This is a genomic window from Haematospirillum sp. H4485 (genome assembly GCF_012102745.1).
Taxonomy (GTDB): domain Bacteria; phylum Pseudomonadota; class Alphaproteobacteria; order Rhodospirillales; family Rhodospirillaceae; genus Haematospirillum.
Genome location: NZ_JAAVSY010000001.1, coordinates 238,211 through 265,191, shown reverse-complemented (window position 1 = coordinate 265,191; position 26,981 = coordinate 238,211). Strand labels below are relative to the sequence as shown.

The window sequence follows — 26,981 nt, the reverse complement described above, 5'->3', positions numbered from 1 at the left end:
TAATTCTTGTTTCCCAACCCCGTCAAGATCTTTTTCTTCAAAAGAATATACTCTCTCAACAGAACACAAGCTCCCCTTCCTCTGCGGGCCTGAAATAGGCATCGACCTCAGCAGGAGAAATGCTGTCGATATTTTTCGGTACCCAGACAGGGTTCCTGTCCTTGTCAATCAGAGCTGCCCGTACACCTTCAAGGAAATCATGTCCCAACGCCATTCTTGGCGCCAACCTATATTCCAAGGACATCGCCATATCAAAATCCAGCTCTGCACCGCTCTGCATCTGGTTAAACGTAACAAGAAGTGACAGCGGGGATTTCCTGAGCAACTCTTCACGTTGCTGACACGCCCACCGCGTTCCCTCTGCCGCCAGATCCTTAAGGATCATCGCCACGGAGCACCCAGAAAAACACCGCCGTATTTCATCTTGCAAAGCTTGCAATGGCGCCGGCCCCGCGTCTTCAGAAAACTGGTTCAGAACGCCATCTATTGTGTCAAGGACGCGTGATGCATCGCAGCCTTCAAGAGCACAGGCCAACGCATCAAGAAAATCATCCCGACGATTGCTGGGCATGAAATGCGTAGCGGCACCGGTAAATACCGTGTCAGCCGCTGCCATCCTGGCACCTGTCAAAGCCAGATATAAACCGGTACGACCCGGCATACGCGGCAGGAAGAAAGTTCCCCCGACATCGGGAAAGAGGCCAATTCCGGTCTCGGGCATGGCAAAAACAGTACGCTCCGTTGCAATGCGACGCGTTCCATGTACAGACAAACCAACACCGCCCCCCATGGTGATGCCATCCATAAAAGCCAGAAACGGTTTTGGATAAACCTTTATCAAGCGGTTCAGGCGATATTCAGAAGAAAAAAACTGCCGCAGCGCTATGACATCGCCACATCGACCCGCATCAGCCATGGCACGGATATCACCACCGGCACAAAAAGCACGATTCCCTGCCCCCTCGATCAAAACAGCCTTGATTGCATCATCGTGCATCCACGCCTGGAGCTGCTGCGTAAGAAGAATAACCTGCTCCAGAGACAGGGCATTCAACGCCTCCGGCCTGTTCAACAAAACCAGACCCAAGCCATTTCGGGCAGAAAATACAACCTCATCAGAGACTGCATGAATCTCGGAGATACACACCATAACCCCCCCTCGAACCCACAAAGAACACGAACAATCTGAATTCCTGGAGAGCATACACTACAGCAAGACTAACCGCCTCAGGAGTACATAATGCCTATCCCCCAACACCACCGCAGTATACTCATTCACTCAAAGGCACTCCCCCAAGGAATGGGACACATAAAACGTTCACGCTTCTTTATTTCTGATATTGGCGAACATGACTGTCCTGGGCCATTATTGCGGCGCTCACTCTGCATCACCAAAGGTCTCCCCCCGTCATGACTGCTGCCTCTTTGTCCGGATCCTTCCCTCGCCTGCGCATGCGCCGCAACCGTCAACACGAATGGTCCCGGCGCCTGATGGCTGAGAAGAGCGTAACAGTCAATGACCTGATATGGCCTGTTTTTATTGTTGAAGGCAAGGAAAGGCAGGAACCCGTTGCATCAATGCCTGGCGTCTTTCGCTATAGCACCGACTGCTTGGTTGACGTATCACGCGAGGCTTACTCTCTTGGCATTCCAGCACTTGCTCTTTTTCCATGTATTGAAGACCCGTTGAAGAACAGTACGGCAACCGAAGCCCATAATCCCGATAACCTAGTCAACCGCACCATCCGTACACTGAAGGCCGCATGCCCCGAACTAGGGATTATATGCGATGTCGCTTTGGATCCCTATACAGATACAGGGCACGATGGCTTGGTCCATAATGGGCATGTTATCAATGATGAAACTGTTGCTGTCCTGGTACAACAAGCCCTGCAACAGGCTAAATCAGGGGCTGATGCTGTCGCGCCTTCTGACATGATGGATGGCCGGGTGGGCGCTGTGCGCGATGCCTTGGATTCGGCTGGATTCAGCAACGTACAAATCATCGCCTATGCGGCCAAATATGCTTCAGCGTTCTATGGCCCTTTCAGAGATGCAATAGGTTCTGCCCAGTCCCTCAAAAGTGGAAATAAGAAAAGCTACCAGATGGACCCATCCAACAGTGACGAAGCCATGCGGGAGGTTGCCTTGGACATTCAGGAAGGGGCCGACGCCATCATTATAAAACCGGGGATGCCTTATCTTGATATCCTGTCCAAAGTAAAAAATTCTTTCAAGATACCAACTTGGGCCTATCAGGTCAGTGGGGAATACGCCATGCTACAGGCTGCGTCCCAGAACGGGTGGCTGGACCGTGACCGCGCGATGATGGAAAGTTTGCTGTGCTTCAAGAGGGCCGGAGCCGATGCCATCATGACCTACTACGCCCTTGAAGCAGCCAGAAAAATCGTCAAGGCCCGTTAAACTCAGGCACCGACGACTGTATCCAGAACATCTTCTTCCTGACTTGCCGTAGCGCTGCGACTGCTGTCCGTAAGGCGCAAGCCGGCACCACGGGCCTTGTCAGACACATCAAGGGCTGCCCCACCACAGTCCGACGACATACGACGACAATGCCCCTCCAAGAACGCCCCGGGCTCTATAGCCAAGCTTTCATGGGTTACATCACCAACCATGCGCGAGGTCGAAGCCAGAAAAACATTCCGGGCATGGATTTGCCCCATCAGCTGGCCATGCAGACGTACCGTTTCGGCCCTTACATGGCCCGACACCGTCCCGCTGACCCCAATTGTCAACGTTTGGCAGTCGATATCACCTTCAACAGCCCCATCAATTTGCATCTCACCCGTTCCGACAAAATTGCCCGTTACAGACAGATCGCCGGCAACAATAGAAGGTACTGAGGCGGAACCTTTTGAACGGTGATCGCCGCGAGTCTTGCTATCCTTTGAAAACATGTGCACCCGCCCTGATAAACTTCTGGGGATTGCGCGGAACATCGTTGACAAGAACTTCATAGTGCAAATGAGCACCAGTTGAACGACCGCTGTTCCCCAACAGCCCGACAACAACAGACCGGTCAACCCGGTCGCCCTTTTTCACAACGATCTTCGACAAATGGCCGTAACGTGTTTTCAAGCCGTTACCATGCTCGACCTCGACCATGCGACCATAGCGCCCGCGCCAACCGGCAAACGCAACCGTGCCTTGGCCTGTTGCATAAACCGAAGACCTCCAAGGAGCGCGAATATCGAGCCCTTGATGCACAGCCTTGACACCATTGATCGGATCCGAGCGAACACCGAATGGACTACTAAGGCTCCACTTGACTTTGACCGGGAATCCCAGGGGCAAGGTATCGACAAGGCCCTGATACGCATTCCAGCGCTCGACATGCGTGTTCAACGAGACCAGAGAATTCTTCAGCTCCTGAGTATCTGTATCAGCCGGATCGAATGGCACAAATGGACCGCCCTGCCCACTATTGTTACGGGGCAATGACATCAGCTTGTTGATATCAATACCTGTACCCGCCATGGCCTCATGCAGCTCCTCGGCACGATCCCCTGCAATGCCCGAGAACCGACGAAGTAAAGCAACTTGGTTCTCGGCCATTTCGGCCATACGATATTCAAGATCATCAACCCGGCCACGGAGAACTTCACTCTCAGAGACGGCATCGTCTCGTTCACGTTCTGTCTGGCGGAGCTGAATCTCCACATCTTCCAGCGAGAAAACAGAAGATGGCACATGATCTGGCAACGAAGCCAGACTCTGTTCTACAGCACCCAACGCTTCACGGAGCGAGTCATATTCCCGACGGACATCATCCAGCTCCCGTCCCTTCTTGCCTGCTGACTTGGTAGTTTCGCCCGCAAGCTGAACAGCACGGCCATGGCTCCGGTCAAGACCAGCGGCCACATCCATAAGCCTCCGTCTCTGGTCAGCAATTTCGTCGAGCAAGGCATGATGGGCAGCCTTGGAATACTGTATCTCCTGGTGACGCTGTTCCAGCTCGTCACTATAGACGCGCACACCCCACGTCGCGTAAACAGACCACCCCAAAGCAGTGACCGATAGAAGGACAGAGGCCGCTTGGAATGCTGTCGTCAGCCGGAATGAACGCAGCGATCGCCCTTCTTGGCACAAGACAAGGCGCCGCTCGGGAAACACGCGCTCCACCGCCCGCAACAGTTTTGCCTGCTTGTACTTTCTTGGGTCGTAGAGCGACATGGTCTTCCTGAGCAAGATGGGTCTGGCATAGAAACTCTACGCATACTGTCGAAAAAATTCAGCAGATGGTACCTTCACCTCATAACCACCACGAAAAGAACCTTTTCCACATAATGAAAGCTACATTTGGTTGCCGCCATAACGCAAGAAAAACAGTTACATTATCTCTGTCTTTACCTGATACGGCAAAAATATGGACCTGCATCTCTCCATGAAACAAGAGCCCACAACCGAAGAACAGCACCAAGCACGCAAACCTTCCTGCCTTGTCTTGATAATTGCTACGTGGTTTGGCAGCGGCTTGTCACCTGTCATGCCGGGAACAGCGGGATCAATGGCCGCGCTCCCCTTTGCCGCAATCATCATGTGGCCATGCGGACCAGAGATTGGTCGCTGGTTACTGTTTGGCGCGGCATCAGGGCTTTTTCTTGCTGGCTGGTACTACAGCAATATTTATATGCGTGCAGCGTCGCAACATGATCCAAAAGAGGTTGTTGTTGACGAGGTTGTGGGGCAATGGCTTGTCCTGTGCGCTGTACCAGCAACCCCAATCAATTGGCTTCTGTCTTTTATCCTCTTCCGGATTACGGATATTGTGAAACCCTTCCCTATTTCTTACATCGACAAACATGTCAAAGGAGGCTTGGGTGTCATGCTGGATGACATTGCAGCATCTCTATATGCCATCATCGTCGCACTGCTCTGCCTGAACTACGAGATCATCATAAAGTGAAAAGGGTATAATGCATGTTCTCAGATCAAATGATAGCCGAGGCAGAACGTACACTGGATATGTGTCGTGATAAAGATGTACGATTGGTTACGGCTGAATCCTGCACTGGTGGGCTGATTGCAGCGTGTCTCACCGCTATTCCGGGCAGCTCTGATATTCTTGAGGCGGGGTTTGTGGCCTATGCCAATGTAGCAAAAGAAACAATGCTGGGAGTGCCTCCTTCATTGATCAGGATCAAGGGAGCCGTCAGCGAAGATGTTGCCCTGGCAATGGCACGAGGCGCACTCCGGGCTTCATCCGCAGATCTGGCTGTTGCCGTAACGGGTATCGCTGGCCCTGGCGGCGGAAGCCCGGACAAACCTGTCGGGCTGGTCCACATTGCTGTCGCAACAAGCTTGGGGGGCATAGCGCATAGCGCAGACATCATCAAGGGAACACGCCACGAAGTCAGGGAAGAAACAGTTCTTCGCGCACTCAGGCTTATAAGAACAACTATAAGCCAATAGGCTATAGTTTATTAAAATTCATTTCATCAATGGCAGAATGAATAAATCTATTGTGAGGAAAGAAAAAGCCAAGAAAACGTATAAAAACCATGCTACAGCCCTGAGATAGAAAATCTATCGCTGAGAGTTTTCTGATCCATAAAGAATTTCAGCGCGTGCCTCAAACGCGGAAACCATCTTCGCAACAGCCTCACCAAAAAGAAAACCTATGATCTTTTGCAGGAGGGAAGAGCGAAACTCAAAATCGACATAAAAATCGATCCAAGTTCCATGGTCATCTGGATCTTCGACAAAAATCCAATGCGTGTTCATATGCTTGAAGGGTCCTTCCGAATAGGAAACATCTACACGATCGGGAGATGTCAGCTCAACCTTGGACGTGAACCGCTCCTTCACCATCTTGAAGCCAATAACCAAGTCCGCCCAGAACACATCTCCTTCCCGCCTGTTAATTCTGGCAGCAAGGCACCAAGGCAAGAACTCAGGGTACTTCTCGACATCCGCAACCAAGGCAAAAAGCTGCTCTTTTGTATACGGCAGCTTTCTCTTTTCAGCATGTGTCGGCATATCTCAGCAACTGTCTTTCACAGAACGAGGTGACAACGCCGCTGCCCGGAGTTGCTCATCCCTGGCACGCCGCAGGGCATAAAAGTCACGATCTGCATGATACGAAGAGCGCGTGAGCGGAGAAGAAGCAACCAGCAAAAAGCCTTTTGCACGTCCCATACGGGCGTAATCCTCAAACTCGTCCGGGGGAACAAAGCGTTCCACCTTCGCATGGCGGGGTGTCGGCTGAAGATACTGGCCAATGGTCATAAAATCAACATCAGCGGCACGCAGATCATCCATGAGGTTCAGAACCTCCTGTCGATCCTCACCAAGACCAACCATAATGCCTGATTTTGTGAAAATAGACGGATCAAGCTCCTTGACACGGGACAGAAGCTGCAAAGACCCAAAGTAACGCGCACCGGGCCTTATAGCATTATACAGCCGTGGCACTGTTTCAAGGTTGTGGTTGAAAACATCCGGCTTGGCCTCGACAACAACTTCCAAGGCACCCTGCTTGTGACGAAAGTCGGGCGTCAACACTTCAATTGTGGAAAAGGGAGCCGTATCACGAATAGCCCGGATAACCTTGGCAAAATGGGCAGCACCCCCGTCTTCCAGATCATCACGGTCAACCGAGGTAATCACAACATGGTTCAGACCCATGCTTGCAACAGCATCCGCAACATTCTGCGGCTCGTTGGGATCAAGCCGGTTTGGCTTGCCCGTTTTTACATTACAGAAACGGCATGCACGCGTGCAGATTTCGCCCATGATCATCATGGTCGCGTGCTTCTTCTTCCAACACTCCCCTATATTGGGGCACGCTGCTTCCTCACACACCGTAACCAAAGACTTGGATCGCATAAGCGCACGGGTTTCTTCAAACTCCTGTGACGTTGGAGCTTTGACACGAATCCAGTCCGGCTTGCGCAAAGGTGCTGCTTCCTTGTCGTGAAAAGATTCCATTGTGCTCATGCGATCCTCGTTTGTTCACGGATTACCGTGAATACAGCACCAAGCTATCAGAAGTGAATAGCCCGACCCCATGCATCCAGGACAGATTCATGCATCATCTCGGAAAGGGTCGGATGCGGGAATACAGTATGCATCAGATCTGCTTCTGTGGTTTCCAGCGTTTTGGCAATACCAAAGCCTTGGATCATCTCTGTCACCTCGGCCCCGATCATGTGAGCACCCAACAACTCGCCCGTTTTGGCGTCAAACACCGTTTTGACAAGCCCTTCCGGCTCTCCCATGGCGATCGCCTTGCCGTTACCAACAAATGGGAACCGACCAACCTTGACCTCGTGACCGGCTTCTTTTGCCTTGGCTTCGGTAAGGCCCACAGAAGCGACCTGAGGATGGCAATACGTACATCCAGGTATCGTGGAGCGATTGATGGGATGAACATCCTTCACGCCTGCAATCTTCTCGACACACACGATGCCTTCATGGCTGGCCTTGTGCGCAAGCCACGGACCAAAAGTGATATCGCCAATAGCATAAACGCCGGCCTCACCTGTCCGACACCATTCATCAACTTGGACGATGCCACGTTCAACCTTTACAGCCGTCCCCTCCAGCCCAATATTTTCGATATTGGCCTGAATACCGACGGCAAGAATCACGCGGTCCACCACAAGATCCTGGCTCTTGCCATCTTTCTCGACAGTCACAACAGCATTCGTTGCCGAGGTCTTGATGCCCTTTACCGAGGCCTTGGTCATGATCTTCATGCCCTGTTTCTCAAGGGACTTCTGCAGAAGCCCTGATATTTCAGCGTCTTCAGCCGGAACGATTCGGTCCATCACCTCGACAACAGTAACATCAGCACCAAACGCATTAAAGAAACTGGCGAATTCAATGCCTATAGCACCAGACCCAACTACCAGAAGAGACTTGGGCATTGTATCAGGGACCAAGGCATTCTTGTAGGTCCACACAATCTTGCCATCGGGCTCGATGCCCGGCAACGTACGCGCTCTGGCCCCTGTTGCCAGGATAATGTGGGGGGCAAACAAGCTGGCGATAACCTTGCCGTTGTTTTCGACAGAAACCTTGCCTTTTCCGGCAAGGCGGCCGAAACCATCAAAAACTTGGACCTTGTTTTTCTTGAGCAAATGTTTGACGCCAGAGGAAAGCTGGGAAGCAACCCCTCTCGACCGCTTCACAATGGCCTGCAGATCAAACGTAGCCCCTTGCACCGCAAGGCCGTATTCCTTGGCGTGCCGGAAAGTACGATAAACATCAGCAGAGCGCAAAAGTGCTTTGGTAGGGATACAGCCCCAGTTCAGGCAAATACCACCCAGATGTTCACGCTCGACAACAGCTGTTTTAAGGCCCAGCTGGGCGGCCCTGATGGCCGCCACATAACCGCCGGGACCACCCCCGACAACCACAACGTCAAAGGACGTATCGGACATTACATTTCTCCGTTTCGGTCAGATCAGGGCAATCACAGCATAAGCTGGACAGGGTCTTCCAAGAGCGGCTTCAAGGCCGCGAGGAACTGGGCCCCAACTGCTCCATCAACAGACCGGTGATCAACAGAAAGGGTCACGGTCATCATCGTTCGCACGGCAACAGCCCCGTCACGAACAACAACGCGCTCTTCACCCGCGCCAACAGCCAAGATGCAGCTTTGTGGCGGGTTTATAATGGCAGAGAATGACTTGATGCCATACATCCCCAAATTGGAAATGCTGAATCCGCCACCTTGGAATTCTTCAGGGCGCAGCTTGCCATCCCTTGCCTTCTTCGCAAGAGCCTTCATCTCCGTAGAGATTGTTGCCAGCCCCTTACGGTCTGCATTGCGGATAACCGGTGTAATAAGACCGCCCTCTGTCGCCACCGCAACGGAGATATCAATCTCATCAAACCGCAAAATGGCTTCATCCGTCCACATGGCATTGGCAGCCGGCACTTTCTGGAGGGCCAGTGCACATGCCTTGATGACAAAATCATTGACAGACAGCTTGTGCCCCGCATCGGGAACATTGTTAAGCTGTTTGCGCAGGGCCATCAGGGCATCCAGCTCCACATCAACGGTCAGATAGAAATGAGGAACTGTCTGCTTGGCTTCCGACAGACGTCGGGCAATGGTCTTGCGGATCCCGGTATTGGGTTCAGCTGTATAAGCCTGCCATGGCATGGGCTGCAACTGCGGAGACGAAGATGCTTTGGGGGCCGGAGCAACCGGAGCAGAAGAAGCAGGAGCCACGCGCGCTGTCACGCCGGATGCCAAGACTTCCTGAATATCATGGCGCACAATGCGACCACGTGGACCGCTTCCTTTGAGCACGGAAAGGTCCAGCCCGGCTTCTTTTGCCAAACGACGCGCCAAGGGACTAGCGAATACACGCGTAGCCCCACCGGATGCAGAAGCCGACCGAGACACCGAAACCGAAGAGGCCGGAGAAGATGACACAGCGGCAGGAGCTGCAGTCTTTGCTTCAACCTTAGGCGAAGAAGCCGTCATCAGCGCATCAAGAGCGGCATGATCGTCACCTTCTTCCAGCAAAAGAGCGATCGGCTCATTCACCGCAACGCCCTGCGTGCCCGCAGGAATCAAGACACGCGCCAGAATACCCTCGTCGACAGCCTCAAATTCCATGGTTGCCTTGTCCGTTTCGATCTCGGCAATCACATCACCAGCTGAAATTGCATCACCTTCTTTTTTCAGCCACTTGGCCAGCGTGCCTTCCGTCATGGTCGGAGACAGGGCCGGCATCAGAATCTTTTGAGCCATAACAATATTCCCCTCACCGAATCAGGACTTGTAGCAAACAGACTTGGCCACATCGACAATCTGGGCAACATCTGGCAACGCCAGCTTTTCCAGATTTGCCGCATATGGCATCGGCACATCGGCGCCGGTCACACGGCGAACAGGGGCATCCAGCCAGTCAAACGCCAGCTCGGTCACAACAGCCGAAATTTCCGATCCTATGCCTGCGACAGGCCATCCCTCTTCGACAGATACAATTCGATTGGTTTTCTTGACCGATTCCAGGATCGTAGCAACATCAAGAGGACGGATAGACCTCAGATTGATCACTTCCGCCGAAATTCCCTGCGCAGCAAGAACATCGGCAGCTTCCAGCGCGACACCAACCATTCTGGAATAGGCTGTCAGCGTGACGTCTGTACCAACCCGCTCGACTTTGGCCTTCCCGATCGGAATGACGAAATCAGGATCATCGGGAACATCAAAAGACTGCCCGTAAAGAATCTCGTTCTCCAGGAACACAACGGGGTTCGGATCACGAATGGCAGCCTTGAGAAGGCCCTTTGCATCAGCAGCAGACCAAGGCGCTACTACTTTCAATCCCGGCACATGGGCATACCAGGATGCGTAGCATTGGGAGTGCTGGGCACCAACGCGAGCCGCAGCACCGTTAGGACCGCGAAACACAATGGGGCAACCAAGCTGCCCGCCGGCCATGTACAGGGTCTTCGCTGCAGAATTGATGATGTGGTCAATCGCCTGCATGGAGAAGTTGAACGTCATGAACTCGACAATTGGACGCAAGCCTTTGAAAGCTGCACCCGTTGCAAGCCCGGCAAAGCCCATCTCCGTAATCGGCGTATCAATAACCCGGCGGGGACCAAATTCATCCAGAAGCCCCTGGGATACCTTGTATGCACCCTGATACTGGGCAACTTCCTCACCCATCAGAAATACATTGTCATCACGACGCATTTCTTCGGCCATAGCATCGCGCAGGGCCTCACGAACCGTCTGGCGAATAAATCGTCCGGAAGTCTTTTCGCTTGCCATTGGCGGGGAATAAGCCGTGGTTGTCGGCACAGCCGGCTCAAACACTTCGCCATCGCTGGACGAACCAGCCATCTGAACAGGACGGGGCGCAGATGCAGCCTGAGACGGTGAAGAAGCCTCTGCCACACGGGGGGTAATCTGTGGCGCCTGGCTTACCTGAACCGTATCGGCGCTTTCGCCTTCCTCAAGCAAAAGAGCAATCGGTGTATTCACCGCCACACCTTCTGTTCCCTCAGGAATGAGGATCTTGCCCAGAGTTCCCTCGTCAGCAGATTCAAACTCCATGGTTGCCTTGTCCGTTTCGATCTCGGCAATCACATCGCCGGACGCAACAACATCCCCTTCCTTCTTGAGCCACTTTGCCAGCTTTCCCTCTGTCATTGTCGGCGACAGGGCGGGCATCAGAACGGTAATCGACATAATAGAACTTCCTCCGCTCGCTCAGGCGCCAACCAGAATATCGGTATACAATTCCGAAGGATCCGGCTCGGGGCTGCTTTGCGAGAACTCCGCCGCCTCGGTAACGATCTGCTTGACCTCCCGGTCAAGTTCTTTCAGGCCCGCCTCATCAATGGCACCCATTTCAAGAAGCTGAACCTTGAGCAAGTCAATCGGGTCACGCTCGGTGCGCATCTTGGTCACTTCGTCTTTGCTCCGGTATTTTCCCGGATCCGACATGGAGTGACCACGGTAACGATACGTCTTGGCTTCAAGGATATAAGGCCCCTTGCCCGAGCGTGCATGGCCCGCAGCACGCAGGGCAGCATCGCGTACAGCAAGGACATCCATACCATCAACAGCCTCACCCGGTATGCCATAGGCATAACCACGCTGGAACAACTCGGTCGAGGCAGAGGCACGTTCAACACTGGTGCCCATACCATACTTGTTGTTCTCGATGACATAGACTACCGGCAGCTTCCACAAAGCAGCCATATTGAAGCTTTCATATACCTGACCTTGGTTGACAGCCCCATCGCCCATGTAGGCAAAGTTAACGCCATTGTCGCCCTTGTACTGGTGAGCAAAAGCAAGACCTGTCCCGATTGGGATCTGTGCCCCAACGATACCGTGACCGCCGTAAAACCCCTTTTCTTCGGAGAACATATGCATGGAGCCGCCCTTGCCACGGGAATATCCCCCTTCACGGCCGGTCAGCTCTGCCATTACTCCACGCGCATCCATGCCACACGCCAACATATGACCATGATCACGATAACTGGTTACAACCGTATCAACTCCTTCAAGCGCTGCGGCCTGCATGCCAACAACAACGGCCTCTTGGCCGATGTAAAGATGACAGAAACCACCGATCAGACCCATGCCATACAGCTGGCCGGCTTTCTCTTCAAAGCGGCGTATCAAAAGCATGTCGCGATAGTAGGTCTTCAACTGAGCAAGGTCCGGCGCATCGGAGCGCAGTTTACGGCGAGATGTGGATGCCATGATCCCTCCGGATTTGGGGGCAAACGAGACGCGGTCCCGACAAAAAGCACGACGAGCCGTGGCTCTGCACCGGCTGCCGGGAACCTCTGTTTATTTCCGGCAAAGGTATCCAAAGATCACGCAGTTGCAAGCACGAATCTACAACCAACCCTCTGTTTTGCAACGCACAACGAGATTTAAACCATTTACCAGTTAATCATTTGTATAGAATGTATATCGCAACTGATCATCAAGGAATGAAGGAATTTTATATCGCGTTATGATTCTAAAACGAATTTATTGTCCGATAAAAATACCCTTATAATAACAATATGCTAGATAGGCCAGCACAGAAGGGGCCAATCCCTCCCGGAAAATTGTAATAAAGCTCCCCTATCAATTGGCTTCAAGTGCCTATCCGGACATAAAAAAGCCGGGGAGCATCATACTCCCCAGCCAGAAAAGCAGGACTTCAAAGAAAGGACGAATCCTCAGGCGCTGCCCAATTCCTCGGAACGAGGCCTCTCGGAATAAATGACCAAGGGCTTGGCTCTCAACTCAGCAGCTTCTTTGTTGACCACGACCTCCTCAATACCTTCATTGCCCGGAAGATCAAACATCGTATCAAGCAGGATACCTTCCATGATCGAACGCAAGCCACGCGCCCCGGTCTTCCGAGCGATTGCCTTCTGCGCAATCGTGGAAAGAGCATCTTCCTGGAAGGTCAAGTGAGCATTTTCCATCTCAAAAAGCTTCTGGTACTGCTTGACCAATGCATTCTTTGGCTCTGTCAGAATCTGAATCAAAGCAGCCTCGTCCAGATCGTCCAGCGTAGCAATGACCGGCAAACGCCCGACAAACTCTGGTATAAGGCCGTACTTCAGCAAATCTTCTGGCTCAATCTCACGCAACAGCTCGCCGGTTTTTCTTTGCTCGGGATCACGGACATCCGCACCGAAACCAATCGATGTTCCCTTGCCCCTCTGGCTGATAATACGATCCAGACCGGCAAAAGCGCCACCGCAGATAAAGAGTATGTTCGTTGTATCAACCTGCAAAAATTCTTGCTGAGGGTGCTTGCGACCACCTTGGGGAGGTACCGATGCAACAGTACCTTCCATAATCTTCAGCAAGGCTTGCTGAACACCCTCACCGGAAACATCACGGGTTATCGAGGGATTATCAGACTTTCGACTGATCTTGTCGATTTCATCAATATAAACAATGCCCCTCTGCGCACGCTCGACATTATAGTCAGCAGCTTGCAACAGCTTGAGGATAATGTTTTCCACATCCTCCCCAACATATCCGGCTTCCGTCAGCGTCGTGGCATCGGCCATGGTAAAGGGAACATCAAGAATACGAGCCAGCGTCTGAGCCAGAAGGGTCTTGCCACAACCAGTCGGGCCAATCAGCAAAATATTGGACTTGGCAATCTCGATATCATTGCCTTTCCCAACAACTGACAGTCTCTTGTAGTGATTGTGCACAGCGACGGACAGAACGCGTTTCGCATGCGCCTGCCCTATAACATAATCATCCAAAACCTTCATGATGTCACGCGGCGAAGGAACGCCATCACGGGTCTTCACCATGTGAGTTTTATGCTCTTCACGGATAATATCCATGCAAAGCTCAATACACTCATCGCAAATGAAAACGGTTGGACCGGCAATAAGCTTGCGTACTTCGTGCTGGCTTTTCCCGCAGAACGAGCAGTACAAGGTATTTTTTGAATCGCCGCCCGGGGACTTGCTCATTGTATCTCCACTCCATGCGGCAAGAAGCGCCGGATCGGGAAACGACCCTGATCTCACCGCGAAGACTATACTCGGCCAACAGGCCCTTGCTCCAAGCTCTTATGTTAGCCGTTACAGCAAGGCACGCACAATCTCAAAATGCCTGCTACCGGAAAAACCAACGGCTTGGGAACGACCACACCCCTCACCCGGAAAACGGACAAGGAACCCTTATTGTTCCGATATAATATGTATACCGGAACAATAAGGGACACTCAAAACCAATCTGCAACAAACGCCTCAGTCACCAGGTTTTGATCCTGTATCAACAGATTTTGGGCGCTCCTGTACGACCTCATCAATCAGCCCAAATTCCTTGGCTTCCTCCGCTGGCATAAACTTGTCGCGCTCCATCGCCTGCTCAATTTCCTCAATTGGCTTACCGGTATGCTTTGCATACATGGAATTCAGGCGAGAACGAAGACTCAGGATCTCCCTGGCATGAATTTCTATATCAGTGGCCTGCCCCTGAAATCCGCCCGATGGCTGATGGATCATGATCCTTGAATTTGGCAGGGAGAACCGCTTGCCCTTTGCACCAGACGTCAACAACAGTGACCCCATGGAAGCAGCCTGACCGATACACAGCGTGGCTACATCACAGCGGATATACTGCATGGTGTCGTACATGGCCAGACCGGACGTCACCACACCACCAGGTGAGTTGATATAAAAGGCAATATCCTTGGAGGGATTCTCAGACTCAAGAAACAAAAGCTGCGCACAAACCAGACTGGACACAACATCATTGACCGGCCCGGTCAGGAAGATAATGCGTTCTTTCAGCAAACGGGAATAAATATCATAGCTGCGCTCTCCACGGTTGGTCTGCTCGACAACCATCGGCACCAGCGTGTTCATATAAACGTCAAAAGGATCCCGCTCGCGCATCATTCTACTCTTCCTTGCTCATTACACGGAAACACCTGCCGGTGGCCACTGTAGGCTACTGACTGGGCAATGAAAAGTCCTGTTATACGGCAGAGGGCAGCAGACAACCAATTAAAAAGGCGCCCAGTCCAGACAGGGCGCCTTCTCTTGGTATAACAAAAGCAGGGCTACTTACTCAGCAGCAGCGCCAGATTTCTTGGATACCTTCTTTCTTGCAGCTTTCTTTGGGGCCGCAGAAGCTTCTCCGGTCTCCATCAGCCCAGCAGGCGACATTTTCTGGTCCGTGCACGTAACCTTTCCAAGGATAAGGTCAACAACTTTATCCTCATAAATAGGCGCCCTCAACTGATCCAGTGCCTGCTTATTACTCTGGAAGTACTGGAAAACAGCACGCTCCTGACCGGGATAGCGCATGGCCTCACGCATCACGGCATGGTTAAGGTCTTCCTGGGTAACTTGAACCTCGCCACGACGCCCGGTATCGGCCAGCAAAAGCCCCAAGCGCACGCGACGCTCGGCTATTGCGGTATATTCAGCACGCAGATCATTTTCAGACTTGCCCTTGTCTTCCTCTTCCAAGGCATCGTTCTTCATCGCAGCCTCAATTTCGGGCCAGATCCCTGAAAATTCAGCGTCGATCATGCCTTGAGGGACCGGGAAGCTGACCATCTCGGACAGCTTGTCCAGAAGCTCACGCTTCATGCGTCCGCGCACCAAATTGTCATAATCCGACTGGATCTGCTCACGCACAGCGGTACGCAAAGCCGCCATGTCATCGAATCCAGCAGACTTCGCGAACGCATCATCAAGCTCGGGCACCTTGGCTTGCTTGAGAGCCTTCACATTGACCTCAAACGCAGCCTCTTTACCGGCAAGATCCTTGGCATGGTAGGACTCGGGGAAGGTTACGGTCACCGTAACGCTGTCACCGGGCTTGGCACCGACAAGCTGATCCTCAAAGCCGGGGATGAAAGATCCCGATCCAAGCTCCAGGTCATAAGACTCACCCTTGCCGCCGGGGAACTCTTCGCCATCGATACGTCCAACGAAATCAATCTCAAGGATATCGCCAGTTTTAGCCTTACGCGCTTCCTCGACAACCTCATTCACCTTGCGGCTTTGCGCAATACGGGCCAAGGCTTCCTCAACCTCGGCATCCTCGAATTCCACAACAGGCTTGACCAGCTGAACGGCCGCAAAGTCTGTCTCACCGATTTCAGGGAGAGCCTCGAATTCCATGGTGAATTCAAGATCCTTGCCCTCATCGAAGGACACAACCTCAATCTTGGGCTGCGCTGCCGGTGTCAGCTTCTTTTGCTCCAAGGTCGAACGCACACCGCCCTGGACGGCATCTTCCAGAACTTCACCCATGATAGAGGCCGCATAGCGCTTGCGAACAATGGACATCGGCACTTTCCCCGGACGAAAGCCGGCGATAGAAACCCGGGTCGCAACCTCCTTGAGACGGCTTTCAACCTTGTTGCCAATGTCTCCGGCCGGAACGACAATCTTGAAAGCATGCTTCAGACCGTCAGCATTCGTTTGAGTAACCTGCATGGAATATCCCGAAGTTCTTGGGTACCGAACGGACCGCGACAATCTTGGCCCTGCTTCCCCTTATGACAAACCGAAAACCCTTTTTTACCCGGGTCCTGTCCTTGCCCGGATATACAGGCACAGTGACAATCCTCGCGGATAATGTGGTGCGGGCGGAGGGACTTGAACCCCCACGACACAAGGCCACCGGAACCTAAATCCGGCGCGTATACCAATTTCGCCACGCCCGCCAGCGCTGCCACACCTTATCTACAGCCAAGCTCAACTTTGCGGTCAACAAAGCAGTTTTTGCCACTGCCTGCACCACGCAGAACACCGGCTGCCGACCAAGATCGGCTGCACGAAGCCACACACATAGACAATTCAAGATACAAATGGCAACAAAAGAATGCATGAACAGCCGACTCAGTGAGCAAACAGCCTACCCCTTCAGCCACCCTTTAAGGGCTGAAGACAGGGCTGCGGTCCCCCGAGAGCTATAGCCCTCGTGGTTTTTCTCGATATCCTGTAACCGGTAAAGGTAGTTGACCATAAGTCCGGCAGACTGCCTGATACCCCGCCCGGAGCGGTCCCCCATCCAGTTCAGGCGTTCAATGCGGGCACCATTGCTCAGATGGAAATGGGCCACAGGATCAATGGCTACAGGAACATTTCCTTTTTCGGGAAAACGGCGGGCAGAAACCAGATAAATCGTGGCAAGACGCAAAAGAATGGGACGCATAACATCAGCTGTGTCCTTGTCACTTTGCCACAGCTCCGCAGACAAAAGACGACCGAATAATCCCAATGCAGGAGGACGGGCTCCATTTCCCTTGCGACGAACCAAGGCTGTAACAGCCTTGATTTCAGCAGGAAGAAGAAGGTCATCGCCGTCTTTCTCCACCTGCTGCTCTAACCAGACGCGAAAACCGGGAAGAGGCGAAAGCGTGGCAAAAGCCTTGAGGGAAGGAAACTCGGCTGACAGCGTGGATACAACCTTCTTGATCAGGAAATTCCCGAAACTGATACCGGAAAGCCCCTTCTGGGCGTTGGAAATAGAATAGAAGACGGCCGTATCAGCCAAGGCGGGATCCCCCACCGGGGCATTAACATCCAGCAGATCGTGAATATTATCTGCTATCCCATTGAGAAGTGCGACCTGAACAAAGATAAGGGGCTCATCCGGCATCCGGGGATGAAAAAAACCGTACAGTCTACGGTCAGAGTCCAGACGATTTTTCAAATCATCCCAGCTTCTGATTTCATGAACTGCTTCATAAGAAATAATTTTCTCAAGGACTGCTGCTGGGCTGGCGTCCCATGTGATGCGGCGCAATTCCAGAAAACCTATATCAAACCAACCTGTCAGAATTTCCATCAGGTCACGCTCAAGACCATCAAGCTCAGGATGCCCGGAACGAAACTTGAGCAGCTCTGCCCTCATATCAACAAGAAACTTCACACCATCAGGCAATATATTGAATTGCTTCAATAAACTTATCCTGGGTGGCTGCAGAGCCTGATAGACATGAAAGGCAGCCTGCTCACGCTCGGTGTCATCCGCACCTTCAAGTTCTGCAATGGCTCTGTCCACGGCATCACGATCAGGGCTGAACTCTGTTGCCATAAGGGTCAGAAAGCGTCGCCGCCCCAGCTCACTCAAACCAAGATACACATGCCCCAAGGCCGCAGCACGGGTACGAGCTGAAACATCCCCACCACGCGCATCCAGACACGCCTGCATCTGCTCGCGCAGGTGCAAAAGCTGCTCATCCGGTAGATCCGGATCGAGATGAGCCAGCGCTCCCCCTCCTTGGGGAGCAACAAATTCCCGCCACAGGGTACCCAAACGATCCAGCAAACCAGGAACCTGATGCCGCGCCATTATCCATCTCCTCCGGGGCAGACCCCGGGTACATCGGGTCACGTCAATTGTGCAAGAATATGCGGAAAGGCCAAAGAAATATCCTCTGCTACCATTCCCTTTCCAAGATGACGCCCTGCCTCGGCATGCAGCCATACCCCGGCACATGCAGCGGAAAATCCGTCCATACCACCGGCAAGGTTGGCTGCGATAATACCGGCAAGAACATCACCACTTCCAGCCGTCGCCAACCATGGAACCGCATGCGTTGTGACCGCAGCCATACCGTCAGGGGCTGCAATAATGGTGTCGGCTCCCTTCAGCACCATGAAGACTCCCAAATCCCTGGCAGCCTGACGCGCTTTCACCAGACGGGGTAAAGTCCCCATTTCTGGAAATAAACGCCCGAATTCGCCTTCATGAGGCGTCATGACAATGGGCGCAGCAGCCGTACGCACAATTGCGCGTAGCTCATCGACTCGTCCCGCGAAAGTATCGATGGCATCCGCATCGAGAACAATGGCCAGTCGCCGAGATACAATGTCTCTGATCATCTCTGGCAATAACGGAACACGACCCAGTCCGGGTCCAATAACAACGGCATTGGCACAGATATTCTGCGGTAAGGTCAGAAACCCATCGTTATCATCTTGAGGAACAACGATAAGTCCTGGATCAAGGGCACACAGGAAAGCAGTATCCCGTGGGGCCACAACTGTGACAAGGCCCGCCCCTGCCCGACGGGCAGCCATAGCGGCCAAACGGGCGGCCCCACTCATGTGCACACCCGAAAAGACAATTACGTGACCACGGGAGTATTTGTGGTCTCTCCAGTTCAGGACAGGCAAAGACCACAGACGAGGATCATTGACAAAGGTTCGGGGCGAAACACGCTCCAGTACCAAGGCTGGTATACCAATATCAGCGACCGTCAAGCGACCAATGTAATCCCTGCCCGGGTACAGCACATGCCCAGGCTTGGGGCGGAAGAATGCAACGGTTGCCACGCAAACAGGCGCAGGGCCATCAAGAGAGCCATCGTGCCCATTGATACCAGACGGAATATCCACCGCCAGACAGGGAATCGAATCCTTGTTGATTTTAGCGACAACAGCCGCAGCATCCCCATCCAGAGGACGATCCAGACCTGCCCCGAACAAGGCATCCACAACCATGGCAGCCCCGTCCACACTATGCGAGGACAATTGCTCCACAGGCCCTTTCCAGCGCTGTGCATTGATTGCGGCATCACCCTTCAAGGCATCGGACTTGCAGGACAAGGCCACACGGACAGGCCAGCCACGCCGCGTCAGCATGCGGGCCGCTACAAAGCCATCGCCGCCATTGTTGCCAGGACCACACAGCACCACAACTCGCTTTTTCCGGCCACACAGGCGAACAACCTCGCGGGCAACCGAAAAACCAGCAGCTTCCATCAGATACAAAGATGAAACCCCGGCTTCCACGGCCAGACGATCGGCTTCTCTCATCTCCATGGGATTCAGCAGGGCTGCTTCCAATTGGCTGGAAGAAGCGGAAAACGACACCACAGAGCGCTTCTCTGCTTCATCCATGTCCGATCCCCCCTTTTCTTCCGCCCACTACCTTTCTATAAAGCCGGGAGAAGGGTCACGGCTACAGGAGAGTTTTCCGTGAAGGTCCTCGTTCTGGGTGCCGGCGTGGTTGGAACCTGTACAGCCTGGTGGCTTTCACAGGATGGGCACGAAGTGCATGTACTGGACCGACAGCCCGCCGTTGCGCGGGAAACCAGCTTTGCCAACGGCGGACAGGTTTCGGTCAGCCATGCAACCCCGTGGGCTTCCTTCCATACCCTGCGCAAGGCGGTCGGATGGCTGGGGAACAAGGATGCTCCGTTGGTCATGCCCTTGCTGCGCTATGATCCCGCCCTGTGGCGATGGATCCTGCGTTTTCTCGCCAACTGCCCCAGACAAGCCGTTGAAAACAATACACGCAAAACCGTGCATCTTGCCCTTTACAGTCGAGAGACTCTCAGGCAGATGCGCGAAAATCTTTCGCTTGAATACTCTTGCCTTTCCAAGGGGATATTGCATATTTTTCGTAATCAACGTGAATATGATTTCCAGTGTCGATCTGCGGAAGTCATGACATCGGCAGGTTTGCCACAGCATGTTGTCAACAGACATAACCTGACAGACATTGAGCCTGCCCTGACCGCCAAAGCCCATGAACTGGTCGGCGGGATCTACAGCCCGGATGATGAAAGTGGCGATGCCCGCACCTTCACAGAATCCTTGGCCGCTATTGCGCAGCAAAACGGTGCAACCTTTCATACCGGAGTTCAGATTAATCACCTCTTGTATGACGGCCCAGCCATTTCTGGTGTTTCAACAAACATGGGAACCTACAAGGCCGATGCCTTTGTCATTGCCCTCGGCAGCTATAGCCCAAAGCTGCTGGCTCCCTTGGGAATTCACCTGCCTGTGTACCCGGCCAAGGGTTATTCCATCACAGTGCCATTGGCCGATCATGCACCGGGTGCGCCCTCTGTTTCGGTGACCGATGATGAAAACAAAATGGTTTTCTCACGCTTGGGGAATCGGTTGCGCGCGGCAGGGACAGCCCAAATGACCGGATGGGATACCAAGCTGGACCAGAAACGGGCCGATGTCATTCGCAAACACGCGATGTCCCTGTTTCCAGATGCAGGAAACTATGCAGCCAGCGAGATCTGGTGCGGCCTACGCCCGAAAACGCCGGACTCCGTGCCGTACATATGCCAGACACCCTACCGTGGCCTCTTTCTCAACACGGGCCACGGCACGCTGGGCTGGACCATGTCTGCTGGATCAGGACGCCTGATGGCAGATCTTGTATCCGGACGAACACCAGACATTGATCCCACCGGCTACGGGCTGGAAAAGCGTGTATACTAGACGGCATCCCCTATCCGGCTGTAATCACCACGGAAATAGAGAAGCGGCAGCTTTGCGTCATCGCTTTCAAGATGTTCGACCTGACCAATAACAATCTTATGGTCTCCGCCATCAACAACCTGAACAACCTTACACTCCAAGCACGCCACACATCCCTCTATAAGAGGAATGCCCGTTACACCGCGACGCTGCGAAATACCTTGCCACTTGTCACCGCTGCGGCGGGCAAAAGCAACCGAAACAGCTTTTTGGTCCTGTGAGAGAATATTCACGCCAAAGTGACCGTCCAGAAACGCGTCAAGGCAAGATGTCTTTTTGTCCAAGCAGAATAATACAAGAGGGGGCGACAACGACAGCGAACTAAAGGCGCTGATCGTGACGCCAGTGGCAACACCATCCTTCCCCAGGGTGGTCATGACTGTCACACCGGTCGGGAAGCATCCAAGAGTCTTACGAAAGCTATGATCGTCAGGCAGCATAAACCCTCACCTGTCTGGCCTGTTTCAGGCGGTACACACCAGTGTGCCCCAGTACTACGAAATTGTATAACCTACAAACAAGGATTTTCCCGCATGACATGACCGGACATGGCACAATCATGACAGAATTGCCAACAGGGGCAGCAAATTCCCGACCTGTGTTGCAGTTTCTGTCCCGGTTGGCTAAAACCAGAGGGTCTGGTTCCTTTGGTCAGGAAGCGGCCGCACGGAATCCGCATGGGACAGAGGGCACATGCTCGTAATCATAGGCACGGTTATCGTTATTGCCTGCGTCATCGGTGGTTATGCCATGGGTGGTGGCCACTTGGACGTTCTTTGGCAACCGCTGGAGTTCCTGATTATTTTCGGGGCGGCCGGTGGCAGCATGGTAATCGGAAGCCCGACAAGCGTGCTGAAGGGAATCGGGCACGCCATGGGTCCTATGATGAAGGGGCCACGCCACCATAAGGACAGCTATCTTGAAGTGCTGAGTATGCTCTACTCGGTATTTCGTCTTGCCAAGACCAAAGGCGATCTGGCACTTGAAAGCCACGTGGAACGACCGGAAGAAAGCCCGTTGTTCCAGAAATTTCCCAACTTTTCCGCCGATCATCATACACTGGTGTTTCTATGTGATTATCTACGTCTCCTGACACTGGGCACGAACAATGCCCACGAGGTAGAGACCATCATCACAGAGGAAATAGAGGCCCACCACCACGAGCATCACTTGGTCGTAAAGGCCGTGGGCGACATGGCCGATGGTATGCCTGCATTGGGCATCGTCGCCGCCGTGCTTGGCGTCATCCATACCATGGGATCGATTACAGAACCGCCAGAAGTTCTTGGGCACCTGATTGGCGCTGCCCTGGTCGGAACGTTCTCTGGAGTTCTGCTGTCCTATGGCTTTTTCGCTCCGTTCTCGCGGGCAATTGATGCCGCGTACACATCAGAGACGGAATATCTGAACTGCATCAAGGCGGGCCTCCTCGCACACATGCAGGGCTATGCTCCACAGGTTTCCATCGAATTTGCCCGGAAAATTGTCCCCCCTCATGTACGTCCAACGTTCCAGGAACTGGAAGAAACGGTCACCAACCTTTCGCACGACTGATGTAAAACCAGGGAAATCCGGTCCGGAATGAAAGGCAGCGCGGGATAAATGGCCGAGGAAGAAGGCAAAAATGCAATAATCATCAAGCGGATCAAGAAGGGTGGTCACGCGGCCCATGGTGGTGCCTGGAAAGTGGCCTACGCCGACTTTGTGACCGCGATGATGGCCTTCTTTCTTCTTCTGTGGCTCCTTAATTCTGTAACGGAAGAACAGCTGCAAGGGATTTCAAACTACTTTGCACCCACGGCTGTTTCGCAAAGCCCAAGCGGAGCAGGTGGTATGCTCGGTGGCTTGGTTGTTGGCGAAGGGGCATCCCAGTCCAATTCAGCTCCACCTGCGACTAATATCAACCTTCCCCCTTCTACAGTCGGCTCTGGCGGACAGGATTTTACCGATCCACAGGAAGGGCGTTCTGAAAAAGATCAGGACAGCTCTGCAGAGCAGAAACAACAACAAAGCAAGGAAGAAGATGCCCGCAGACAACGCGAGCAACTACAGCTTGACACCATCTCACGCGAAATCAGGCAAGCCCTGAATGCGTTGCCACAAATGAAGGCTCTGCAAGACAGCCTGATCATTGACAACACTCCCGAGGGGTTGCGCATCCAACTAATTGACCAGGACAGGCTTCCTATGTTCCCGGCCGGGTCCAGTGCCCTGTATGAGCATACCCAGAAACTGCTCCTTCTGGTCAGCCGCGTTGTCAAACTGATGCCACAGAAGATTGCAGTCTCCGGCCATGCCGACTCGGGGGGCTTCACAGACCCGTCCGGCTATGGAAGCTGGGAGCTCTCAGCCGACAGGGCCTTGGCGGCCCGGCGTGTCCTGTTACAGGGTGGCGTGCCAGATGACCGGTTTGCCCGGATCGCAGGCGTTGGCCCCAATGATCCCTTGGAACCATCCAATCCGGATAGCCCGCGCAACCGGCGGATCAGCATTGTTCTCCTCCGTGATGATTCTGCTATCCCAGCCGACAGCGGCAATCCGGGTTCACCGGGCAGCGGCCCCCTGCCCAGTATCCTCGATACCCGATGAAACAAGGGGATGCCCCTTTTCTGGGGGGACTCCTGGTCCGGAAGGCTGTGTTTACAGGGAACACGCTTCACCATCATAGTGGCGGCAGGACAACATCGGTAATGAACGATGGAAAACTCTCCGGTACGGCGACCGCACTTCTTTTTCACAACCGCCCCCATGCCGTGCCCCTATATGGAAGGACGGATGGAGCGGAAGATTGTGACCGAGCTTGCCGGACCGGATGCCGGGGCTTTGCACGATACGCTGTCACGATCCGGCTTTCGCCGGAGCCACTCCATCGCCTATGCCCCCGCATGCCCCAGTTGCGCGGCCTGCACACCGGTGCGGGTTGTGGTCCGTAACTTTGCAAAAAACCGCAGCTTTCGTCGCACCTGGAACAGCAATGCAGATCTTTATGGGCGGATGGTGCCACCAAGAGCAACAGCCGAACAATACCGGCTTTTCAGCGCCTACCAAGCGTGCCGTCACAGCGGCAGTGATATGGCCTTGATGAGCTTCTACGACTACAGAGCCATGGTTGAAGACAGTCCGATCGAAACGCACTTGGTTGAGTTCCGTGATCACCAAGGAAAGCTGACAGCGGTCTGCCTTATGGACAAGATGGACGACGGCGTTTCCGGGGTTTACAGCTTCTTCGACACCTCCAGGAGCCGGAGGGGACTTGGTACCTTCATCATCCTGTGGATGATCGAGACGGCCCGGACCCTTGAACTGCCCTATGTCTATCTGGGTTACTGGATCGCAGAAAGCCCGAAAATGAGCTACAAGAAACGGTTCACCCCGCTCGAAGTTTTTACGGGGAATGGATGGCATCTTCTGGATGAGAAAACGGGGGCACCGCGTCCGCCCGTTCTCCAGCCTTTCTCGCCCTAAAAACGATTGCTGCGGGGGAAGCCTGTCGGAGGCAGCTTGCCCTGCCCGGCACGCGCCCCCCGCCACGGCACCAAGTTCATCTCGGTGCGAATACGCTCCCCGGAACGGAATGTCAAACCATCCTCGGCACTGAAAACCTTGACGTCCGAGGTTCCACCATCCTTGTATTTCTGGAGAATAACACCCCGCCCCTTTGCCATCAGGGGAACCTCCTCTATCGAGAAGACCAATAGCTTCCTGTTCTGCCCGATGATTGCAACCGTATCGCCATCCGCCGGCATGCAGAATGCGGCTATTTCGCCTTCTCCCGGGACAAGAATCTGCTTACCGGCACGAGTCTGGGCAACAACATCATCTTCCGCAACACGGAAACCACGCCCACCGGAAGAAGCCAGAAGAAGCTCTCTCCCCGCCTCGTGAACCATAAGAGCGGCCACTTCTGCATCATTGGGCAGATCAACCATCAACCGCAGCGGTTCGCCGAAACCACGTCCCCGTGGTATCCGATCGGCTGCCAGGGTATAAAACCGCCCCGTGGTGGCAAAGATCAGAATTTTGTCTGTTGTGTAGGCATGCAGGGCAATCCAGAGCTGATCACCCTCCTTGAACCGGGTCTCCGTTACATCTTCCGCATGGCCCTTCAGGGCACGGATCCAACCTTTCTCCGACAACAGAAGTGTAACAGGCTCCCTCTCAATCACCGCCTCAATCGGAACAACCACAGCAGACGGTGGCCCTGCAATCTCTGTCTTTCTGGTTCCAAGGCGGGTCTTCTGACCAAATTTTTTTTTCGTCTCTGTCAGCTGCCGTGAAATTTCAGCCCACCGTAGGGAAGGATCAGCCAGCAATGCTTCCAGGCCGGCTTTTTCTGAAGACAGACGGTCATACTCGCTGCGGATTTCAACTTCCTCAAGCCGCCGCAAGGACCGCAGCCGCATATTCAGAATGGCTTCAGCCTGCATATCCGACAGACCAAAAGCCTTCATCAAAGCTGCTTTTGCCTCATCTTCCTCACGAATGATACGGATGACTTCATCCAGGTTAAGATAGGCAATCAGATAGCCTGCCAAGATCTCCAGCCTGTGGTCAATCTTCCCCAGGCGGTAGCGCGACCTCCGCTCCAGCACTTCGATCCGGTGTTCCAGAAAAGCCTCAAGAACATCCTTCAAGGGCATCACGCGGGGCGTTCCATCCGCAGACAGAACATTCATGTTAAGGCTGAAACGTATTTCCAGATCTGTCTGTCGGAACAGGTGCTCCATCAACAGTTCCGGGTCAACCGTCCGGTTACGAGGCTCCAGAACAACGCGCACGTCCTCGGCAGACTCATCGCGGATATCAGCCAGAAGGGGCAGCTTTTTTGCGTTCAGAAGCTCCGCTATCTTCTCGATCACCCTTGATTTCTGGACCTGATAGGGAATCTCGGTGACGATAATCTGGAACAAGCCGTGCGAGAGTTTCTCTATCTCCCAGCGGGCGCGCAAACGGAACGTTCCGCGCCCGGTTGCATAAGCTTCGCGCACAGAGTCCGGACTGTCTACCAGAACACCACCAGTGGGGAAATCAGGTCCCTTGATGCAGGTCAGCAATCCATCCACGGACAGATCCGGCTTCTTGATCAGCGCCAAAAGAGCATCACACAACTCCCCGATATTATGAGGGGGAATATTGGTTGCCATACCGACGGCAATGCCAGAAGACCCATTGGCCAAGACATTGGGGAAGGCTGCCGGCATGACTACCGGCTCTGACTCCTCCCCATCATAGGTCTCGCGGAAATCGACAGCATCTTCGTCCAGCCCATCCATCAAGGCCGTTGCCACCTCTGTCAGACGGGATTCGGTATAACGCATGGCCGCAGCGCCATCGCCGTCGATGTTACCAAAGTTGCCTTGTCCCTCCACCAATGGGTACCGGGCAGCAAACTCCTGGGCCAGACGCACCAAGGCATCATAAACGGCACCATCACCGTGAGGATGGTATTTACCGATGACATCCCCGACCACGCGGGCACACTTCTTGAAACCACCGGCGGGATCCAGTTTGAGAAGCCGCATGGCGTACAACAAGCGGCGATGGACCGGCTTCAATCCATCCCGCACATCGGGAAGTGAACGGGACACAATGGTCGAAAGAGCATAAGCGAGATAGCGCTCCGACAGTGCTTCGGCCAATGGCTGGTGACGTATGATCTCGGCAGATTTTGACGCGCTCATGCAAAAAACCCCGAAGGAAAAGCAGCTACAGATGGCAGGACAGCAAAGGCCGCACTATACCTTGCC

At 53.6% G+C, this 26,981-nt stretch carries 23 protein-coding genes and 1 tRNA gene; 7 read left to right on the top strand and 17 right to left on the bottom strand.

The window, feature by feature from the left end; translation table 11 throughout:
• Window positions 1-55: 55 nt before the first annotated feature.
• Entirely contained in the window at window positions 56-1,150 is a 1,095-nt protein-coding gene (locus tag HEQ61_RS01250) for an enoyl-CoA hydratase/isomerase family protein (RefSeq protein ID WP_168018842.1), read from the bottom strand.
• Between the two features lie 260 nt (window positions 1,151-1,410).
• On the opposite strand from HEQ61_RS01250, the gene hemB reads away from it, so the two are divergent.
• The gene (gene hemB, locus HEQ61_RS01245; RefSeq protein ID WP_245183040.1) at window positions 1,411-2,424 is read left to right on the top strand and encodes a porphobilinogen synthase; all 1,014 of its coding nucleotides are present in this window, start codon (window positions 1,411-1,413) and stop codon (window positions 2,422-2,424) included.
• Between the two features lie 2 nt (window positions 2,425-2,426).
• On the opposite strand, the gene HEQ61_RS01240 is transcribed toward hemB, so the two are convergent.
• On the bottom strand, window positions 2,427-2,918 hold the full coding sequence (locus tag HEQ61_RS01240; protein ID WP_168018841.1) for a bactofilin family protein: 492 nt from the start codon (window positions 2,916-2,918) through the stop codon (window positions 2,427-2,429).
• Window positions 2,902-4,194, bottom strand: a complete 1,293-nt coding sequence (locus HEQ61_RS11150; protein ID WP_168018840.1) for a peptidoglycan DD-metalloendopeptidase family protein — start codon at window positions 4,192-4,194, stop codon at window positions 2,902-2,904. Before HEQ61_RS11150 ends, HEQ61_RS01240 begins: the two co-directional genes overlap by 17 nt.
• Before the next feature lie 211 nt (window positions 4,195-4,405).
• On the opposite strand from HEQ61_RS11150, the gene HEQ61_RS01230 reads away from it, so the two are divergent.
• A complete protein-coding gene (locus tag HEQ61_RS01230) occupies window positions 4,406-4,927 on the top strand; it encodes a phosphatidylglycerophosphatase A (protein ID WP_168018838.1) in 522 nt (173 codons plus the stop codon).
• A 14-nt stretch (window positions 4,928-4,941) separates the two neighbouring features.
• Window positions 4,942-5,433 carry a CinA family protein gene (locus HEQ61_RS01225; RefSeq protein ID WP_066135465.1) on the top strand — a complete coding sequence of 164 codons (492 nt, stop codon included), beginning with the start codon at window positions 4,942-4,944 and terminating at the stop codon, window positions 5,431-5,433.
• 114 nt (window positions 5,434-5,547) lie between these two features.
• Here HEQ61_RS01225 and HEQ61_RS01220 read toward each other — a convergent pair whose 3' ends face one another.
• From HEQ61_RS01220 to HEQ61_RS01165, 12 genes are all read right to left on the bottom strand, one after another.
• The gene (locus tag HEQ61_RS01220) at window positions 5,548-6,000 is read right to left on the bottom strand and encodes a type II toxin-antitoxin system RatA family toxin (RefSeq protein WP_168018836.1); all 453 of its coding nucleotides are present in this window, start codon (window positions 5,998-6,000) and stop codon (window positions 5,548-5,550) included.
• A gap of 3 nt (window positions 6,001-6,003) precedes the next feature.
• Entirely contained in the window at window positions 6,004-6,960 is a 957-nt protein-coding gene (gene lipA, locus HEQ61_RS01215) for a lipoyl synthase (RefSeq protein WP_168018834.1), read from the bottom strand.
• A gap of 47 nt (window positions 6,961-7,007) precedes the next feature.
• A complete protein-coding gene (lpdA, locus tag HEQ61_RS01210; RefSeq protein WP_168018832.1) occupies window positions 7,008-8,408 on the bottom strand; it encodes a dihydrolipoyl dehydrogenase in 1,401 nt (466 codons plus the stop codon).
• A gap of 32 nt (window positions 8,409-8,440) precedes the next feature.
• Complete coding sequence (locus HEQ61_RS01205) at window positions 8,441-9,733, bottom strand: pyruvate dehydrogenase complex dihydrolipoamide acetyltransferase (RefSeq protein WP_168018830.1); 1,293 nt, start codon at window positions 9,731-9,733, stop codon at window positions 8,441-8,443.
• A 21-nt stretch (window positions 9,734-9,754) separates the two neighbouring features.
• A complete protein-coding gene (locus HEQ61_RS01200) occupies window positions 9,755-11,185 on the bottom strand; it encodes a pyruvate dehydrogenase complex E1 component subunit beta (RefSeq protein WP_168018828.1) in 1,431 nt (476 codons plus the stop codon).
• 21 nt (window positions 11,186-11,206) lie between these two features.
• Complete coding sequence (gene pdhA / locus HEQ61_RS01195) at window positions 11,207-12,211, bottom strand: pyruvate dehydrogenase (acetyl-transferring) E1 component subunit alpha (RefSeq protein ID WP_168018826.1); 1,005 nt, start codon at window positions 12,209-12,211, stop codon at window positions 11,207-11,209.
• 470 nt (window positions 12,212-12,681) lie between these two features.
• Window positions 12,682-13,950, bottom strand: a complete 1,269-nt coding sequence (gene clpX / locus HEQ61_RS01190) for an ATP-dependent Clp protease ATP-binding subunit ClpX (protein ID WP_168018824.1) — start codon at window positions 13,948-13,950, stop codon at window positions 12,682-12,684.
• A 279-nt stretch (window positions 13,951-14,229) separates the two neighbouring features.
• Window positions 14,230-14,880 carry an ATP-dependent Clp endopeptidase proteolytic subunit ClpP gene (gene clpP / locus HEQ61_RS01185; protein WP_168019227.1) on the bottom strand — a complete coding sequence of 217 codons (651 nt, stop codon included), beginning with the start codon at window positions 14,878-14,880 and terminating at the stop codon, window positions 14,230-14,232.
• Between the two features lie 171 nt (window positions 14,881-15,051).
• The gene (gene tig, locus HEQ61_RS01180; RefSeq protein WP_168018822.1) at window positions 15,052-16,437 is read right to left on the bottom strand and encodes a trigger factor; all 1,386 of its coding nucleotides are present in this window, start codon (window positions 16,435-16,437) and stop codon (window positions 15,052-15,054) included.
• A 144-nt stretch (window positions 16,438-16,581) separates the two neighbouring features.
• Window positions 16,582-16,667, bottom strand: a tRNA-Leu gene (locus HEQ61_RS01175).
• Between the two features lie 191 nt (window positions 16,668-16,858).
• On the bottom strand, window positions 16,859-18,301 hold the full coding sequence (locus HEQ61_RS01170; RefSeq protein ID WP_168018820.1) for a malonyl-CoA decarboxylase: 1,443 nt from the start codon (window positions 18,299-18,301) through the stop codon (window positions 16,859-16,861).
• Window positions 18,302-18,339: 38 nt separating this feature from the next.
• Entirely contained in the window at window positions 18,340-19,854 is a 1,515-nt protein-coding gene (locus HEQ61_RS01165) for an NAD(P)H-hydrate dehydratase (RefSeq protein ID WP_168018819.1), read from the bottom strand.
• Between HEQ61_RS01165 and HEQ61_RS01160 the strand changes: the two genes are divergently transcribed.
• On the top strand, window positions 19,801-21,195 hold the full coding sequence (locus tag HEQ61_RS01160) for a D-amino acid dehydrogenase (protein ID WP_209315577.1): 1,395 nt from the start codon (window positions 19,801-19,803) through the stop codon (window positions 21,193-21,195). The genes HEQ61_RS01165 and HEQ61_RS01160 overlap by 54 nt on opposite strands.
• Here the strand turns inward: HEQ61_RS01160 and HEQ61_RS01155 are convergent.
• Window positions 21,192-21,674, bottom strand: a complete 483-nt coding sequence (locus HEQ61_RS01155; protein ID WP_168018817.1) for a flavin reductase family protein — start codon at window positions 21,672-21,674, stop codon at window positions 21,192-21,194. The two genes, HEQ61_RS01160 and HEQ61_RS01155, sit on opposite strands and share 4 nt — an antisense overlap.
• Before the next feature lie 253 nt (window positions 21,675-21,927).
• Between HEQ61_RS01155 and motA the strand changes: the two genes are divergently transcribed.
• From motA to HEQ61_RS01140, 3 genes are all read left to right on the top strand, one after another.
• Window positions 21,928-22,788 (top strand): flagellar motor stator protein MotA, encoded by an 861-nt coding sequence (gene motA / locus HEQ61_RS01150; RefSeq protein ID WP_066135441.1) that lies wholly within the window; start codon window positions 21,928-21,930, stop codon window positions 22,786-22,788.
• Between the two features lie 48 nt (window positions 22,789-22,836).
• Window positions 22,837-23,823, top strand: coding sequence for a flagellar motor protein MotB (locus HEQ61_RS01145; RefSeq protein WP_168018815.1), 987 nt, complete (start codon window positions 22,837-22,839; stop codon window positions 23,821-23,823).
• Window positions 23,824-23,931: 108 nt separating this feature from the next.
• The gene (locus HEQ61_RS01140) at window positions 23,932-24,699 is read left to right on the top strand and encodes an arginyltransferase (RefSeq protein WP_168018813.1); all 768 of its coding nucleotides are present in this window, start codon (window positions 23,932-23,934) and stop codon (window positions 24,697-24,699) included.
• Here HEQ61_RS01140 and parC read toward each other — a convergent pair.
• Window positions 24,696-26,915, bottom strand: coding sequence for a DNA topoisomerase IV subunit A (gene parC / locus HEQ61_RS01135; protein ID WP_168018811.1), 2,220 nt, complete (start codon window positions 26,913-26,915; stop codon window positions 24,696-24,698). The two genes, HEQ61_RS01140 and parC, sit on opposite strands and share 4 nt — an antisense overlap.
• Between the last annotated feature and the right edge of the window lie 66 nt (window positions 26,916-26,981).